Here is a 15,781-nt window from a genome sequence, read left to right as displayed (position 1 = left end):
AGAGATCGGATGCAGAAGGATGGCGACAGGGCGCCGCTCGCCGGGGTGCGGGTGCTGGATTTTTCCATCATGGTGGCGGGACCATATTGCGCGCGGCTGCTCGCCGATGTCGGCGCCGAGGTCATCAAGATCGAGCCGCCGGAGGGTGACGACATGCGGCTGCGCACGCCGCTGCGCGACGGCCACAGCACCTATTTCGGCCAGCTCAATGCCGGCAAGCGCAGCCTGGCGCTCGATCTGAAGAACGCCGACGCCATCAAGCTGGTGCATCGCATGGTCGCGGAAGCGGATATTGTCGTCGAGAATTTCCGCCCCGGTGTCATGGACCGGCTCGGCCTTGGCTATGACGCGTTGCGCGAGATCAACCCGCGGCTGATCTATTGTTCGATCTCGGGCTATGGCCAGTCGGGCCCCGCCGCTGAACGCGCGGCTTATGCGATGATCGTGCATGCCGAGAGCGGATTCGATACCTCGCTGATGCGCTATGCCGGCGACCGCGAGCGTCCCGCGGCAGGAGCGATCTTCGTCGCCGACATTCTTGGCGGCATCTTCGGCTACTCCGCGATCCAGACCGCGATGGTCCAGCGTGAACGCACCGGGAAGGGGCAGCGCGTCGATGTGGCCTTGATGGACTGCATGCTCAACCTGTTGGTCTATGAGCTTCAGGAAGCGCAATTCCCGATCCGCGCGCCGCGTCCGACCTATGGGCCGATCCGCACCCGCGACGGCGATATCCTGATCGCCCCGGTGACGCCGCGCAATTTTGCCGCGCTGTGCGAGGTGACCGGACAGGAAGAGCTGGCGAACGATCCGCGCTTTACGACCATTCCGGCGCGCGGTGCCAATTGGACCGCCATGATGCAGGTGATCGAGCAATGGACCGAACGCCACACCGTCGCCGAATGCGTCGCGGCGCTGGATCGCGCCGGCGTTCCCTGCGCCGAATACCGGACGCCGGGCGCGGCGCTGACCGATGCCCATTTGCGCGAGCGTGGTGTGTTTGCGACGGTGTCGGATGGCGCCGGCGACTTCGTCGGCGTCAATGCACCATGGCAAATGTCCGGGGCCGATACGCCGATGGGAGGTCAGGTTCCCGGGATCGGCGCGCAGCGGGACGATGTGCTGTCGCGGCTCCTCGGATTGTCGCCGGACGCAATCGCGGCGCTCGCGGCGGCGGGCACGTTTGGCAGAGCCCAGGCCTAGCCGCGATCTCAGGTATCGGACGGCGCGTCCGGCGACGGAGCCTTCGCGATCGCCAGCAGGCATTTCAGGAAATGCGCGCGATCTTCCTTGCGCAGCGGCGCCAGCATGATCTCTTGCAACTGAGCGGCCGCCGGGATCACGGCCAGCAGCGCTTCCTCGCCCTTCGCGGTGATCTGCACCTGAAGCGAGCGGCGGTCGTCGGGATTGTCCTTCTTCGCGACCAGTTTGCGCGCGACCATCCGCTTCAGCATCTCGCTGAGCGTATTGCGGTCGCAACTGATCCGGTCGGCCAACACGGAGGGGGTGAGTGGGCCCAACTGATACAGCGCCATCAGCACGCCGAACTGCCGCGGCGTGATATCGCTCTGGCGCGTCATGCTTTGATAGAGCCCGTCGTAGCGGGCCTCCAGCAGCCGCAGCAGAAATCCGACGCCGCCTTCCAGTTGCCAGTCGCGCGCAACGTCTGCGGCCGAGCTGGTCTTCTTTGCCTTGTCGGCTGCCATGCCGTCGTTGGACTCCGGTTTCACGAATTCGCGTTAGCCGTTAGCAGCTTGGCCTGTCGTCCTCAACCCTGCGGTCAATCGCACCCCAGCCTGTTCCCCGCACCATGCGACTGCTTTCGGTCTTGTCACGCATTTGGCGATGTAGTACGTATACGTATCAAATGGCGATGCGAAGACGTCGTTCGGGGAGGTTGAACTTGGACCTGCGTGAGCTGCTGTCGATTCCCTATCTGCTGGAGGCCGAGGCGGTCGAAACCGAGCCGGGGCAGTGGCGGGTTCGGCTTGCCTATCCGGAGCTGCCGGGATGCACGGCGGAAGCCGCCGTCGTCGAGGACGCATTGCGCGATCTCGAGCGGCGCCGCATCGAATTGATCGTCAAGCTGGTGGAGGAGGGCAAGCAGCCACCGATTCCACGCAAGCCGCTCGCCGCATCCGACCCGCTTTGGACCGCAAGGGATCTCGGACTGTCCGACCGTATCGCCGCGCTTCTCGGCGCGGCAGCTCCGACTGCACGCAATTGAAGGAGACAACCCATGCTCTCGCGCGAAGACAATGAACGCCTGGTGAGGGTCGGCAAGGGCACGCCGCTCGGCGATCTCTTTCGGTTGTACTGGATTCCCTTCCTGCCGTCGGCGGACCTTGCCAAGGACGGACAGCCGAAGCGCATCCGGCTGCTTGGCGAGGATCTGGTCGCGTTCCGCGACACCGAGGGGCGCATCGGGCTGGTCGATCAGGCCTGCCCGCATCGCGGTGCGCCGCTGATCTTTGCACGAAACGAGGATTGCGGGCTGCGCTGCGTTTATCACGGCTGGAAATTCGACGTCAGCGGCGCGGTGACGGATATGCCGGCCGAGCCGGTGCGCAGCCGCCTCAAGGAGCGGGTGCGGATCAAGGCCTATCCCTGCAAGGAACGCAACGGGATGATCTGGACCTATATGGGTCCCGACCAGGCCGAGCTGCCGCCGCTGCCGAACCTCGAATGGAATCTGGTGCCGGCGGAGCAGGTGCACATCTCGGTTCGCGTCCAGGAGTGCAACTGGCTGCAGGCGGTGGAGGGCGAGATCGACTCGGCGCATGCGCCGCTGCTGCACGGGCGGCTCGACGCGCAGGGCACGACGAGCGCCTGGATCCAGAAGCGCGACTTGCGGCCGACCTTCGAATGCATCAAGCAGGACTTCGGCATGAGCATCGCCGCGCGGCGCAACTACGATGCCAACACGCTGTATTGGCGGGTCAACCAGTTCCTGCTGCCGTTCTATACGCTGGTGCCCCCGCTGTCGCCGTTTCCGGATTTGAGCGGGCATGCCTGGGTGCCGATCGATGACGAGAACACGCTCTGCATCATGTTCTCCTATCATCCGTCGGAGCCGCTGCTGGAGAAGACGCGGCAGGTCTTCGCCGAAGGCCACAAGGGCCGCGAGAGCGGCCATGCCAGCCGCCACGCGCTGGTGCAGCACCCGCCGACGGTGCCGTATGCGGGCTACTGGACCAAATACAATCCGCAGAACGGTTTCCAGTTCGACTACGAGGCGCAGCGGACCACCTGGTTCTCGGGCCTGCCGGGGCTCTGGGTGCAGGACGGCGCCTGCCAGAGCGGAGTCTCGCCGATCTTCGATCGCACCAAGGAGACACTCTGCTCGAGCGATACCGGCATCGCGATGACGCGGCGCTTCATCCTGGAGGCGCTCGGCGCCTATCGCGATCACGCGATCAGGCCGAAGGGCGTGTCCGACCCCGACGTGTTCATGGTGCGGGCGGTGTCGCTGCGTCTGCCGCCGGAAGATTCCTGGGTCGATGTCGGCGCACCGTTCATGCGGGCAAAGCTCGGCGCCGATTTCGGGTACGAGCTGTGAACGCAGCTAGCCAGCAGGTACTGGTCAAGCGTATCGGCTACGAGGCCGAGCGGATCAATTCCTATGAACTGATCGCGCGGACGGGCAATGAACTGGCCCCGTTCACGGCAGGCAGTCATATCGACATGCATCTGTCGAACGGCATGATCCGCAGCTACTCGCTGGTCAACGACCAGCGCGAGCGGCATCGGTATGTCATCGCGGTCAACAAGGACGCCGAGAGCCGCGGCGGCTCCAGCTTTGTTCACGACACCGTCAGGGTCGGGGACGTCATGACGATCTCGGTGCCGCGCAATAACTTCGCACTTCATGAAGAGGCCGAGCATTCGGTCCTGATCGCCGGGGGCATCGGCATCACGCCGCTGCTGTCCATGATCCGGCGCCTGCAAGCGCTCGAACGCCGCTGGGACCTGTTCTACGCCACAAGGACGCGGGCCGCGGCCGCATTTCTCGACGAGCTCGGCTCGTATCGATCGAGGGTACATCTCGATTTCGACGACGAGCGATCGGGACGTATTTTCGATCTTGCGGCTATCGTCAACAACGCGCCGGCTCGCGCGCACCTTTACTGCTGCGGTCCGGTGCCCATGCTTGCGGCATTCGAGGCGGCGACGGCTGGTCGCCCGGCCGATCGCATGCATGTCGAATATTTCAAGGCGCGGGAAGCTCCGGCGACTGAAGGCGGCTTCGAGGTCAAGCTCGCGCGAAGCAATCGCACCATTGCGGTCGAGGCCGGCAAGACCATCCTCGACGCGTTGCTGGATGCCGGGATTGCCGCGAACTACGCCTGCACCGAAGGGGTCTGCGGCACCTGCGAGACGCGCGTGCTCGAGGGCATACCCGATCATCGCGACCAGTTTCTGAGCGAGGACGAGCAGGCGGCGAACAAGAGTGTGATGATCTGCTGCTCGGGCGCCAGGTCCCGCACGCTCGTGCTCGATCTCTAAGAATAATATCCACGGGTGGAACCAATGAAGTATCTTTCACGTGTTGTCGGAATATCCCTTCTGGTCCTTTGCGTCACCTCGCCGGCATCGGCGGACGCTGCGCGCAGCTTGAAGATCGGCGTGCTCAACGACGCGTCCGGCCCGTATTCGGACAACGCCGGCGAAGGTTCGGTGACGGCAGCCAGGATGGCTGCCGAGGACTTCATGCGGCTTCATCCCGACTTCAAGGTCGAGATCGTCTCGGCCGATCACCAGAACAAGGCCGACGTCGGCGCCGCAATCGCCCGCCGCTGGATCGATCAGGAGAAGGTTGATGCCGTCGCCGACGTTCCGAACTCCGCTGTCGGGCTCGCCGTCAACGAAGTCGTGCGCGGCACCAAGGCGGCGCTGATCGCATCGAGCGCGGCATCTTCCGACCTGACCGGGAAATACTGCTCGCCCAACACGATTCAATGGACCTTCGACACCTGGGCGGCGTCGCACACCATCGGTGCCTATCTCGTGCGTCATGGCGGCAAGAAATGGTACTTCGTCGCCACCGACAATGCGCTCGGCAAGTCGATGGTGCGCGACGGCACGGCAGTGATCGGCGCGGGCGGCGGCACCGTTCTGGGATCGGTCAATGTGCCGATCAACAATGCGGACTATGCTTCGTTCATCCTGCAGGCCGAAGGTTCGGGCGCCGATGTGATCGCGTTCGCGACCGCCGGTGGCGACACCGTCAGCCTGATCAAGCAATCCGCCGAATTCGGGCTGAAGCAGAGCGGCCGCACCTTCGCGGCGCTGCTGACCACCACCAATGATGTCGAATCGAGCGGGCTTGCGGTCGGCGAGGGGCTGATCATCACCCAGCCGTTTTACTGGGATCTCAACGATGCCAGCCGCGCCTGGTCCGCCAAATTCAGCGAACGGCAGCATGGGCAATCCCCGACTGCATTTCATGCCGGCGTCTATTCCTCGGTGCTGGCCTATCTGAACGCAGCGTTGGCGGCAGGAACCAACGACGCACCGGCCGTGATCCAGAAGCTGAAGGAGGCGCCGATCGACGACGCCTTGTTCGGGCCGGTCGTGGTGCGCGCCGACGGCCGCGCCATTCACAACATGTACATCTTCAAGGTGAAGAGCCCGAATGCGTCGAAGAGCAAGTGGGATCTTATGGAGCAGGTCGGCGTGCTCACAGGGCCGGAAGCGTTCCGGCCGCTCGACCAGGGCGGCTGCTCGCTCGTTGAGTCATCGAAGAGCAATTGACGACGACGGCCGCAGCCCTCGGATCAACACCCTCGAACTGACGGATCTCCCAATGCTGGAACAGCTTGAAGCCGACTTCCCCGAGCACACGCCGCGCCCCGTCGATGCGCCAAGGGCGCTCGAGGGTGTCCGCGTGATCGATTTCTCGCATTTCATCGCCGGACCGTTTGCGACCATGATCCTCGCCGACATGGGCGCCGAGGTGATCAAGATCGAAGCGCCCGGCCGCGGTGACGATTTGCGCCGCTATCCGCCGGTGCATCCCGATCTCAGGCACGGAGCGCCGTTCCTCTGGACCAACCGCAACAAGCGCAGCGTTGCCCTCGATCTCAAGTCGCCCGAGGGCTTGAAGGTCGCGCGTGAGCTGATCGCGACGGCTGATGTTCTCGTCGAGAACTTTTCGGCCAGCGTGATGGCGCGGCTCGGGCTCGACTACGAGAGCTGCCGCAAGATCAAGCCCGAGATCATCTACTGCTCGGTGTCGGCCTATGGCCGCGACGGGGCGTTCTCCGATCGGCTCGGCTTCGATCCGATCGCCCAGGTCGAGAGCGGCTTCGTGTCGATGAACGGCTATGCCGACCGGGAGGGCGTGCGGGCTTTGTCGCCTGTCATGGACATCAGCACCGCGATGATGGCCAGCAATGCGATCCTCGGCGCGTTGTTCGCGCGTGAGCGCAGCGGGCAGGGCCAGGCCATCGAGGTGTCGCTGTTCGAGAATGCCGTCCTGATGACCGGCTACGCGACGATGCAGTCGCTGTTCAACAATGCTAATCCGAAGCGAAGCGGCAACACCAGCCCGGACACCTGTCCGTCGGGCGTGTTCCTGGCGAGCGATTGCTCGTTCTATATCAACTGCGGCAATGACAAGATCTTTCAACGCTTGACGGCGCAGGTTCTCGAGCGCGAGGATCTTGCGGCGGCCGAGATCTACGCAACCGGCCCCGATCGAATTCGTCGGCGCGAGGAATTGTTCGCGATTCTCGGCGATGCCTTTGCCCGGCAGCCCTGGTCGCACTGGCAGTCGCGCATGCGCGCAGCCGGTGTTCCCTGCGGCCAGGTGCGCAGCGTCGGCGAGGCGATTCGCTCCCCGGAGGCAAGGGAGCGCGGGATCGTCACAAGGATCCCGCACGACACCGTGGGCTGGGTGCCGAACGTGAACCTGCCGATCCGCTATTCGCGGACACCGATCGCCGATCCCGTTGCGGCGCCGGCCGTCGGGCAGCACACCGAAAATGTGCTGCGCGAGTTGCTCAGCTACGATGAGGCGCAGATCGCGCGGCTTGCCAAGGGCGGGGCGTTCGGCAGCCAGCCCTCGCGACAGGATGCCAAGCCGTGACCGGGCGCGACGAGCGGACGCTGCGGGGCCGTGTGGCGGTCATCGGGATTGGTGAAACCGAATATTATCGCCACGGCGCTTCGCCCGATCCGGAATTCAAGCTCGCGCTGAAGGCCATTCTGGCGGCGTGCGAGGATGCCGGACTCGATCCGCGCGAGATCGATGGGTTCGCGTCCTACAGCGACGATCGCAGCGAGGCCTCACGGCTGGCCGCGGCACTGGGGACGCATCGCTTGCGCTCCGCCACCATGCAATGGGGCGGAGGCGGCGGAGGTTGTTGCGCTGCGGTTGCCAATGCGGCGGCCGCGATCGTCGCGGGCCTCGCCGATTGCGTCGTGGTGTTCCGCTCGCTGGCGCAGGGCCAGTATGGCCGCTTCGGACAGGCGGGCGGTATCCACACCGTTTCAGGCGAACGGTCCTACCTGATGCCTTATGGCGTGCTGGCGCCGCCGCAGCGTTTTGCCATGCGGGTGCAGCGCTACATGCATGAGCACGGCGTGCGGCAGGAGGCATTGCGCGCAATTGCGCTCGCGTCCTACCACCATGCCCAGGCCAACCCGCGCGCGGTGATGCAAGGCAAGCCGCTGGACGTCGAGAAGTACGATGCCTCGCGCTGGATCGTGGAGCCGTTCCATCTCTACGATTGCTGCATGGAAAATGACGGCGCAGCGGCATTGGTGCTGGTATCGGCGGAGCGCGCCGCGGAATTCCGACGCAAGCCGGCCTATCTGCTCGGTGCCGCGTTCGGATCCGGACATCGCGCGGCGGCGACGGCGCACAACGCGCCGCTCTACGCCACCGCGAGCTTCGACACCGTCGCCCCCGATCTCTATCGGATGGCCGGGGTCGGGCCGTCGGATGTCGGCGTGGTCCAGGCCTACGAGAATTTCACCGGCGGTGTCGTGATGGCGCTGGCGGAGCACGGCTTCTTCAAGCCGGAGGAGGCCAACGACTTCCTGACCTTCGAGAACCTGATCGCGCCGTCCGGACGGCTGCCGCTCAACACCAGCGGCGGCAATCTCGCCGAATGCTACATGCACGGCTTCGAACTCGTCCTTGAAGCAGTGCGCCAGGTGCGCGGCACGTCGACCAGCCAGGCTCCGCGCAGCGACGTCGCGTTGGTCATCGGAGGTCCGATGGTCTCTCCCGCGAGCAATCTCATTCTGGGGTCGGAGGCCACGTTATGAGCAATCCGAGCACGCGCTATCTCCCGGCAGGCCTGCCGATCCCGGTTGCAGAACCTGACGGCCTGTCTGCGCCTTACTGGGAAGGATTGCGTCAGGGCAAGCTCCTGGTGCAACGCTGCGGTCGCTGCAACACGTGGCAGTTCGGACCCGAATGGCTCTGCCATCGCTGCCACGCCTTCGACCCGGCCTGGATCGAAGTCGAGCCACGCGGCCGGATCTACAGCTGGGAACGCGCGTGGCATCCGTCGCATGCGGCGCTCAGAGGGCATGGACCTTACATCGCGGTGCTTGTCGAGCTGCCGCATGCCGACGGCATTCGCATGGTCGGCAATCTGCTCGGCGATCCCGAACAGACGGTTGCGATCGGCGCCGATGTCGAGGGGGTCTTCGAGCATCACCCGGAGCAGGATCCGACTTACTCCCTGCTGCAATGGCGCCGGCTCTAGGTTTCCCCGGAGTGACTATCCATCCCTGCGCCTGATACGGGCAATCGATCGCGCGTCTACCGGAGATAGCTGGCCCAAGGTCCGCTGCGCCTGTGATCCGTCGCGCGCGCGACATCCGGTTTGCCTGCTTTCGCGTCAGCGTCGCTGACAGGATGAGCTGCGAGGGTCCTTGTCTCGCGGCAGATGACATGCAATCTTCCGCTCCCGGCAATGCTGTTCGAGAGCAACAAGAACAATAATCCCTCTCGTCCCTCCAATTCTGTCGAGGGCCTGATCATGTCGAATCCTACCCAAGCGACCTCCGCTCCGTGGCGGATAGGAGTCCTGTTTTCGCGAACCGGCTTCATGTCGGTGATCGAGGAAACCCAGTATCAGGGCACGCAACTTGCGATCGAGGAGGTGAACGAGGCGGGCGGGGTCTGCGGCCGCGAACTGGTTCCCGTCGCCTATGATCCTGGCTCGGACTCGGCCGCCTATGGCCACTACGCCAAACGGTTGATGGTCGAAGATCAGGTCAGCACTATATTCGGCTGCTACACCTCGTCGAGCCGCAAGGCGGTGCTGCCGGTCGTCGAACGGCTGAACGGTCTGCTTTGGTACCCGACGCTCTATGAGGGGTTCGAGGCGTCGCCGAACGTCATCTACACCGGCGCCTCGCCGAATCAGAACAGCCTCGCGCTGTGTCGCTATCTGATGGATACGTTCGGAACACGATTCTATTTCGTGGGTTCGGACTACATCTATCCGCGCGAGTCCAACCGGGTGATGCGGGAGCTGCTCAAGAGCAACGGCGGCTCGGTCGTCGGCGAGCGCTACGTCAATGTCTACGCGCGCTGGCAGGACTTCGTCCCGATCATCCAGGACATCAAGCGTGTCAGGCCCGACGTGATCTTCTCGACCGTCGTCGGCGAGGGCACTGTGTTTCTCTATCAGGCCTATGCCAATGTCGGGCTCGATCCGAAACAGGTCCCGATCGCCAGCCTGACCACGACGGAAGCCGAAATCGCCGCGATGGGCTTCGACGTCGGCGAAGGACACGTCACGGCGGCATCCTATTTCCAGGGCGTCGAAGGCAGCGCCAACAACGCGTTTGTGCAGCGCTTCAAGAAGCGGTTCGGTGCCGACATCTCGACCAACATGTGCGCCGAGGCGTCCTATTTCCAGCTGCATCTGTTTGCGAAAGCGCTCGAGCAGGTCAATTCGCTCGACACCGAAGTGCTCCGCTCCATGGTGTTCGGCACCAGCTTCGATGCACCGCAAGGTGCTGTCACCGTCAACCCGATGTCGGGGCATACCGATCTGTGGACCCGGATCGGACGCGCCAACCGCCAGGGACAGTTCGATGTCGTCAGCCAATCAAAAGAGCCGGTGCATGCGGATCCGTTCCTGATCGGATATGGTCGTGCAACGCAAACAGGAAGCGTCCAATGAACGAAATGTCGCGTAAGCCGCAGCTCAGCCGAGACGTCGGCGGACGCAAGACCATGGTTCAGGAACTCGCCGACCTCTCGGCGGTCGTGGTCGCACCGGTCGACGATCAGGTCGGCATGCTGCTGCGCGAATTGCAGCGATTCCGGATGCGGGTGCGTCAGGTCTGGCCGATGCCGGAAAGCGTGCCGGCCGACGCCGACGTGGTCTATTGCGAATATTCTCCTGACCTGGCGCGGCGTCTGCCGTGGATTCCCGGCGATGCGCGTTCGGCGCTGGTCGTAATCCTGCCGGCGACGGAAGCCGTTCACGCCGATGCGCTGTGTCATGCGACGCCCAACGCCGTGCTGCCGCGGCCGTTCACGCCAAATGCGGTGCTGTCGAGCCTCGTGCTGGCGCGCAGCCAGTTTGGTTACGAGCGGCGGCTGCGCAGCAAGATCGAGAAGCTCGACGACAATCTGCGCTCGATGCGCACGGTGGAGCGCGCCAAGGCCATCCTGATGGCGACGCGGCAGATGCCGGAAACCGAAGCCTATGGCTTCATCAGACGGCAGGCGATGGATCGTCGCGTGTCGGCAAGCGCAGTCGCCGCGGCGATTGTTGACTCGTTCGAACTGCTTGGCTACGATCATCAACAGTAAGCCCCAATAGCGGGGCCGGCGGCGACAGCGCCGCCTTCGACACAACCGGCAACAAAGCCCTCCCAATGCTCGCGTAAGCGCGCATCGGGAGGGCTTTTTGTTTTTTCAGTCCTGAAGGGAGCTAGGGATGAGCATTTCACGGCGGACTTTGCTGAGGAATACCGCGGCGCTTGGCGCATTTGCCGGCGCCGGACTGCCGCATATCTGGATCAAGAACGCCGACCTCGCTTACGCCGCGGGCGGCGAGATCAAGGTCGGCGTGCTGTTCTCGCTGACCGGAACGACCGCGATCATCGAGGAATCGCTCAACAAGGCGACGCTGCTCGCGATCGAGGAAATCAACGCCGCCGGCGGCATCAAGGGCAGCAAGATCGTCCCGATCGTCGAGGATCCTGCATCCGATCCGGCGACCTTCTCGGAGAAGGCGCGCAAGCTCGTCGTCGGCGACAAATGCGTCAGCGTGTTCGGCTCCTACACCTCGGCGAGCCGCAAGGCGGTGCTCCCGGTGTTCGAGCGGCAGAACAATCTCTATTGGTATCCGACGCTCTATGAGGGCCGCGAGTGCTCGAAGAACGTCATCTACACCGGCGCGGTGCCGAACCAGCAGCAGGACGAGTTCGTGCCCTGGCTGGTCAAGAAATTCGGCAAGAAGTTCTATCTGATCGGCTCCAACTACATCTATCCGAAGGAAGAGAACAACTACTGCAAGAAGCTGCTCGAGAAGCTCGGCGGCGAGGTCGTGGCGGAAGAATATGTGCCGCTGGGCCATTCCGAATTCTCCTCCGTCATCAACAAGATCCGCTCGACCCAGCCGAACGTGATCTTCTCCACCGTGGTCGGCGATTCCGTGGTCGCGCTGCATCGTCAGTACAAGGCCGCCGGGCTCGATCCCGAGAAGATGCCGATGGCGAGTCTGACGACGTCGGAGAACGAGGTCGCGGCGATGGGCGGCGAGGCCGCCGCCGGTCACTTCACCTCGGCGCCGTACTTCATGGTGCACAAGTCGCCTGAGAACGAGAAATTCGTCGAGGCCTACAAGAAGCGCTGGGGCGCCGACAAGGTGACGCATTTCGTCTCGGAGGCCTGCTACTTCCAGACCTATCTGTTCAAGCAGGCGGTCGAGAAGCTTGCGACCAGCGACCTCACGCCGCCCAACATCCGCGACGCGGTCAAGGGCCAGAGCATGATTGCGCCGCAGGGCAAGGTCCAGATCGAGCCGGAGAACCTGCACACCTGGCTGTGGCCCAAGATCGCGCAGGCCAAGTCGAACGGCCAGTTCGAGATTCTCGTCGAGGCCAAGGACTGGCTGAAGCCGGTGCCATACGCGGCCTATCCCGGGCAGTCCTGCACCGAGAAGGGCCTGGTCGAGAAGAGCTGACGGCGGGGCTGACGAAGGCCGTCGGCGTGCGGCGCCGGCGGCCGGCTTCCCGCAACGAATGCTGCTTCTCGCACACATCGTGCGAGGGGCAGGGCGCATCAAACGAACACTGAGGAGCGGATCCCGACGTGGACCAATTCATCGAACAAATCGTCACGGGCCTCAGCATCGGGTCGATCCTGCTGCTGGTCGCGCTCGGCCTGTCGATCATCTACGGCTCGATGGGCATCATCAATCTCGCCCATGGCGAGTTCGTGATGCTCGGCGCCTATGCCGCCTGGGTGTTTCACACCTATCTTGGGCTCGGCCTGCTGGCGAGCCTGGTTCCGATCTTCCTCGTGGTAGCCGCGTTCGGCTGGGTCATCGAGCGCTATGTCTTGAGCCTGCTCAACAACCGGCCGCTGGATACGATCCTCGCGACCTGGGGCGTCGGCATCATGCTGCAGCAGGCGGTGCGGCTATCGGTCGGCAGCGAGCTGCGCTACGTGCAGCTGCCGCCGGCGCTGTCCGACAGCATGGACGTGTTCGGCATCTCGGTGTCGTCGTATCGGGTGTTCCTGTTCGTGGTGTCGATCGCGCTGTTCGGGGCAACCTGGTTGCTGATGAACCGCACCCCGGTCGGGATGAAGCTGCGTGCGATCATCCAGGACCGCTCGGTCGCCGCCTCGTTCGGCATCAACGCCAAGCGGGTCTACGCGTTGACCTTCGCCTATGGTGCAGGCCTTGCTGGTCTTGCCGGCGCGTTGGTGTCGCCGCTCAAGAGCGTGTCGCCCGATATGGGCACCGGCTATGTGGTCGACGCCTTCATGGTGGTCGTGCTCGGCGGCGTGCAGAGCCTTGCCGGCACCGTGGCGAGCGCCTTCATCCTCGGCGAGCTCTCCGGCGGCATCGCGTTCCTGCAGAACGACACGGTGGCCAAGGCGATCGTGCTGCTCGCTATCGTCGTCCTCATCCGTTTCCGCCCCGAGGGGCTTTTCACCGCACGCGTGCGGGCCTGAGACAGATCGCTCATCTATGCCGTCGCATGTTCCTAACTCCAGCGGATTGCAGCGCCTGATCGCGCAGCTTGCACCTCTGCTGATCGTCTGCGCGATCGTGTTCGCGCTGCCGGTGCTGCTCAACAACGACTTCCTGCTCAACAAGGTCGCGCGCTATCTGGTGCTCGGCATCCTCACCGTGTCGCTGGGGCTATCCTGGGGATTCGGCGGGATCCTGAACCTCGGCCAGGCGATGAGCTTCGGGCTCGGCTCCTACGCGATGGCGATGGCGCTGAAGCTCAAGACCGTGCCGGTGCATACGGGCGCGAGCGGGTTGCCGGACTTCATGGTCTGGAACAACGTCCAGCATCTGCCGTGGTTCTGGGAGCCGTTCCGCTCGCTGACCTTCGCCATCGCCGCGGGACTGATCGTGCCGGCGCTGGTTGCTGCGGCGCTCGGCTGGTTCATGTTCCGCGGACGTGTGACCGGCGTCTATGTCTCGATCATCACGCTCGCCACCATGGTGGTGATCAATCTCGTGATCATCGACCAGCAGAGCTACACCGGCGGCTTCAACGGCATCACCGATCTCGCCCAGCTCGAGATCTTCGGCGTCGCCTTCGATGCCTATGGCCGCGCCACCTATTATCTCGTCGCCTGTTGCGTGTTGCTCAGCCTGCTGGTCGCCTTCGCCTTCACGAAGTCCAAGGCCGGCCTGATCGTGCAGGCGATCCGCGATCACGAGAGCCGGGTGCGCTACTTCGGCTACGACGTCGCGCTCTACCAGATCTTCGTGTTCGCGCTGTCGGCCGCGATCGCAGGCCTCGCCGGCATGCTCTACACGGTGGTGATGGAGTTTGCCTCGCCGACCTTCCTCGGCGTGCAGCTGTCGCTCTCGGTGGTGGTGTGGTGCGCCGTCGGCGGCCGCCAGAGCCTGGTCGGCGCGTTCCTCGGCGCGGTGCTGGTCGCGGGCATGCAGGGCGCGCTGTCGGAATCCGCGGCGTTCCTGGAAACCTGGACGCTGGTGATGGGCGCGCTGTTCGTGCTCGTCGTGCTGTTCCTGCCGAAGGGGCTCGCCGGCCTCGCACAGGTCGTTTGGCGCTGGATCGTGCAGCGCCGGCAGGCCGCCAGTGGCCGCGTCGCGCAAGGCGTCGGCCAGACGGAGGGCAGCACATGAGCTCGCATCTCGATCTCCGTGACGTCTCGGTCAGCTTCAATGGCTTCAAGGCGCTGAACGCGCTCAACATGAGCGTGCGCAAGGGCGAGCTGCGCTGCCTGATCGGGCCGAACGGCGCCGGCAAGACCACGGCGCTGGACATCATCTGCGGCAAGGTCAAGCCGAGCGCCGGCACCGTCAGCTTTGATGGCACCGCGCTGCAGGATCTCGAGGAATTTGAGATCGCGCGCGCGGGCGTCGGCCGCAAGTTCCAGGTGCCGAGCGTGTTCCGCGAGCTTTCGGTCAGCGAGAATCTCGACGTGGCACGGGCGCGCCGCACCTCGGTGCTCGGCAATCTACGCTGGAATATCGGCAACTCCGGGCGCGAAGACATCGAGCGTCTCGCCGAGCTGGTCGGGCTCACCGAGCAGCTCGATCGGCCGGCTGCCTATCTGTCGCACGGCCAGACCCAATGGCTGGAGATCGGCATGCTGGTCGCCCAGGACGCTGAATTGATCCTGATGGACGAGCCTACCGCGGGCATGACCGCGCAGGAGACCCGGAAGACCGCCGAACTGTTCGCGCGGCTCAAGGGCAAGCACACGCTGATCGTGGTCGAGCACGACATGGGTTTTGTGAAAGCGATCGGCGACATCATTTCCGTCATGCATATGGGCCAGATGCTGGCCGAGGGCACCGCCGCAGAAGTCGAGGCGCATCCCGAAGTCCGCCGCGCCTATTTGGGATCGGGAGGCATCAGCCATGCTTGAGCTGACCGACGTCGACGCGTTCTATGGCAACAGCCGCGCTTTGCAGGGCATCAATCTGATGGTCGGCAATGGCGAGTTCCTCTCGGTGCTCGGCCGCAACGGGGTCGGCAAGACCACGCTGATGCGCAGCATCCTCGGCCTGATGGACCGGGTCACCGGGCGCCTGTCGCTTGACGGCGCCGACATCTCGCCGCTGCGGACTTATCAGCGCGCCAAGGCGGGCATCGCCTATGTGCCGCAGGGCCGCGGCATCCTGCCGAAGTTCACCGTGCGGGAGAACCTGACGCTCGGGACCTTCGCCGCGAAATCCGCTGGCGGCATCGAGGAATGGGTGCTCGAGCTGTTTCCGGTGCTCAAGGATTTCCTCAATCGCTACGGCGGCAATCTCTCCGGCGGCCAGCAGCAGCAGCTCGCAATCGCGCGTGCGCTGCTCGCCCAGCCCAAGGTCATCCTGCTGGACGAGCCGACCGAGGGCATCCAGCCGAACATCGTCGAGCAGATCGAGGACGTGATCACGCGGCTCAACCGCGAGCGCGGGATCACGGTCGTGCTGGTCGAACAGAATGTCGCGTTCGCGCGGCGCGCGTCGCACCGGTTCGCGCTGCTCGAAAAGGGACGCGTCGTCGCCAAGGGCGCGATCGGTGAACTCACCGATGATCTCATCCAGCTGCACATGGCCGTGTAGCGGGAATTATCGTTCAGGAAAGG

General features: G+C 64.3%; 16 protein-coding genes. 15 read left to right on the top strand and 1 reads right to left on the bottom strand.

Features of this window, described 5'->3' with window-relative positions:
* Positions 1–9 precede the first annotated feature (9 nt).
* Positions 10–1,203, top strand: coding sequence for a CoA transferase (locus tag QDT69_RS00660; RefSeq protein WP_279704753.1), 1,194 nt, complete (start codon positions 10–12; stop codon positions 1,201–1,203).
* A gap of 8 nt (positions 1,204–1,211) precedes the next feature.
* Here the strand turns inward: QDT69_RS00660 and QDT69_RS00655 are convergent, their stop codons facing one another.
* The gene (locus QDT69_RS00655) at positions 1,212–1,706 is read right to left on the bottom strand and encodes a MarR family winged helix-turn-helix transcriptional regulator (RefSeq protein ID WP_279704752.1); all 495 of its coding nucleotides are present in this window, start codon (positions 1,704–1,706) and stop codon (positions 1,212–1,214) included.
* A gap of 197 nt (positions 1,707–1,903) precedes the next feature.
* Between QDT69_RS00655 and QDT69_RS00650 the strand changes: the two genes are divergently transcribed.
* The 14 genes from QDT69_RS00650 to urtE all read left to right on the top strand — a co-directional run bounded on the left by QDT69_RS00650 (position 1,904) and on the right by urtE (position 15,758).
* Complete coding sequence (locus QDT69_RS00650) at positions 1,904–2,227, top strand: hypothetical protein (RefSeq protein WP_279704751.1); 324 nt, start codon at positions 1,904–1,906, stop codon at positions 2,225–2,227.
* Positions 2,228–2,239: 12 nt separating this feature from the next.
* Positions 2,240–3,559 carry a Rieske 2Fe-2S domain-containing protein gene (locus QDT69_RS00645; RefSeq protein ID WP_279704750.1) on the top strand — a complete coding sequence of 440 codons (1,320 nt, stop codon included), beginning with the start codon at positions 2,240–2,242 and terminating at the stop codon, positions 3,557–3,559.
* A complete protein-coding gene (locus QDT69_RS00640; RefSeq protein ID WP_279704749.1) occupies positions 3,556–4,506 on the top strand; it encodes a PDR/VanB family oxidoreductase in 951 nt (316 codons plus the stop codon). Before QDT69_RS00645 ends, QDT69_RS00640 begins: the two co-directional genes overlap by 4 nt.
* 24 nt (positions 4,507–4,530) lie before the next feature.
* Positions 4,531–5,754: an ABC transporter substrate-binding protein gene (locus QDT69_RS00635; protein WP_279704748.1), complete on the top strand. Its 1,224-nt coding sequence runs from the start codon at positions 4,531–4,533 to the stop codon at positions 5,752–5,754.
* Between the two features lie 52 nt (positions 5,755–5,806).
* Positions 5,807–7,090 carry a CoA transferase gene (locus QDT69_RS00630; protein WP_279704747.1) on the top strand — a complete coding sequence of 428 codons (1,284 nt, stop codon included), beginning with the start codon at positions 5,807–5,809 and terminating at the stop codon, positions 7,088–7,090.
* Positions 7,087–8,277 carry an acetyl-CoA acetyltransferase gene (locus tag QDT69_RS00625; protein WP_279704746.1) on the top strand — a complete coding sequence of 397 codons (1,191 nt, stop codon included), beginning with the start codon at positions 7,087–7,089 and terminating at the stop codon, positions 8,275–8,277. The genes QDT69_RS00630 and QDT69_RS00625 overlap by 4 nt, the downstream gene beginning before the upstream one ends.
* Positions 8,274–8,723, top strand: a complete 450-nt coding sequence (locus tag QDT69_RS00620; RefSeq protein ID WP_279704745.1) for an OB-fold domain-containing protein — start codon at positions 8,274–8,276, stop codon at positions 8,721–8,723. The genes QDT69_RS00625 and QDT69_RS00620 overlap by 4 nt, the downstream gene beginning before the upstream one ends.
* A 276-nt stretch (positions 8,724–8,999) precedes the next feature.
* A complete protein-coding gene (locus QDT69_RS00615) occupies positions 9,000–10,154 on the top strand; it encodes a transporter substrate-binding domain-containing protein (RefSeq protein ID WP_198961004.1) in 1,155 nt (384 codons plus the stop codon).
* Positions 10,151–10,792 (top strand): ANTAR domain-containing protein, encoded by a 642-nt coding sequence (locus QDT69_RS00610; protein WP_279704744.1) that lies wholly within the window; start codon positions 10,151–10,153, stop codon positions 10,790–10,792. The genes QDT69_RS00615 and QDT69_RS00610 overlap by 4 nt, the downstream gene beginning before the upstream one ends.
* A 127-nt stretch (positions 10,793–10,919) precedes the next feature.
* Positions 10,920–12,170 carry a transporter substrate-binding domain-containing protein gene (locus QDT69_RS00605; protein ID WP_245453048.1) on the top strand — a complete coding sequence of 417 codons (1,251 nt, stop codon included), beginning with the start codon at positions 10,920–10,922 and terminating at the stop codon, positions 12,168–12,170.
* A 128-nt stretch (positions 12,171–12,298) separates the two neighbouring features.
* Complete coding sequence (urtB, locus tag QDT69_RS00600; protein ID WP_279704743.1) at positions 12,299–13,168, top strand: urea ABC transporter permease subunit UrtB; 870 nt, start codon at positions 12,299–12,301, stop codon at positions 13,166–13,168.
* Positions 13,169–13,184: 16 nt separating this feature from the next.
* Positions 13,185–14,324 carry an urea ABC transporter permease subunit UrtC gene (urtC, locus tag QDT69_RS00595; RefSeq protein ID WP_279704742.1) on the top strand — a complete coding sequence of 380 codons (1,140 nt, stop codon included), beginning with the start codon at positions 13,185–13,187 and terminating at the stop codon, positions 14,322–14,324.
* On the top strand, positions 14,321–15,073 hold the full coding sequence (gene urtD, locus QDT69_RS00590) for an urea ABC transporter ATP-binding protein UrtD (RefSeq protein WP_279704741.1): 753 nt from the start codon (positions 14,321–14,323) through the stop codon (positions 15,071–15,073). The genes urtC and urtD overlap by 4 nt, the downstream gene beginning before the upstream one ends.
* Positions 15,066–15,758 carry an urea ABC transporter ATP-binding subunit UrtE gene (urtE, locus tag QDT69_RS00585; RefSeq protein ID WP_279704740.1) on the top strand — a complete coding sequence of 231 codons (693 nt, stop codon included), beginning with the start codon at positions 15,066–15,068 and terminating at the stop codon, positions 15,756–15,758. The genes urtD and urtE overlap by 8 nt, the downstream gene beginning before the upstream one ends.
* The last annotated feature ends 23 nt before the right edge of the window (positions 15,759–15,781 follow it).

Source organism: Bradyrhizobium sp. CER78, from assembly GCF_029846235.1.
Taxonomy (GTDB): domain Bacteria; phylum Pseudomonadota; class Alphaproteobacteria; order Rhizobiales; family Xanthobacteraceae; genus Bradyrhizobium.
Note: the sequence above shows the minus strand (reverse complement) of the source record. Positions and strands in the feature narration are given on the sequence as shown.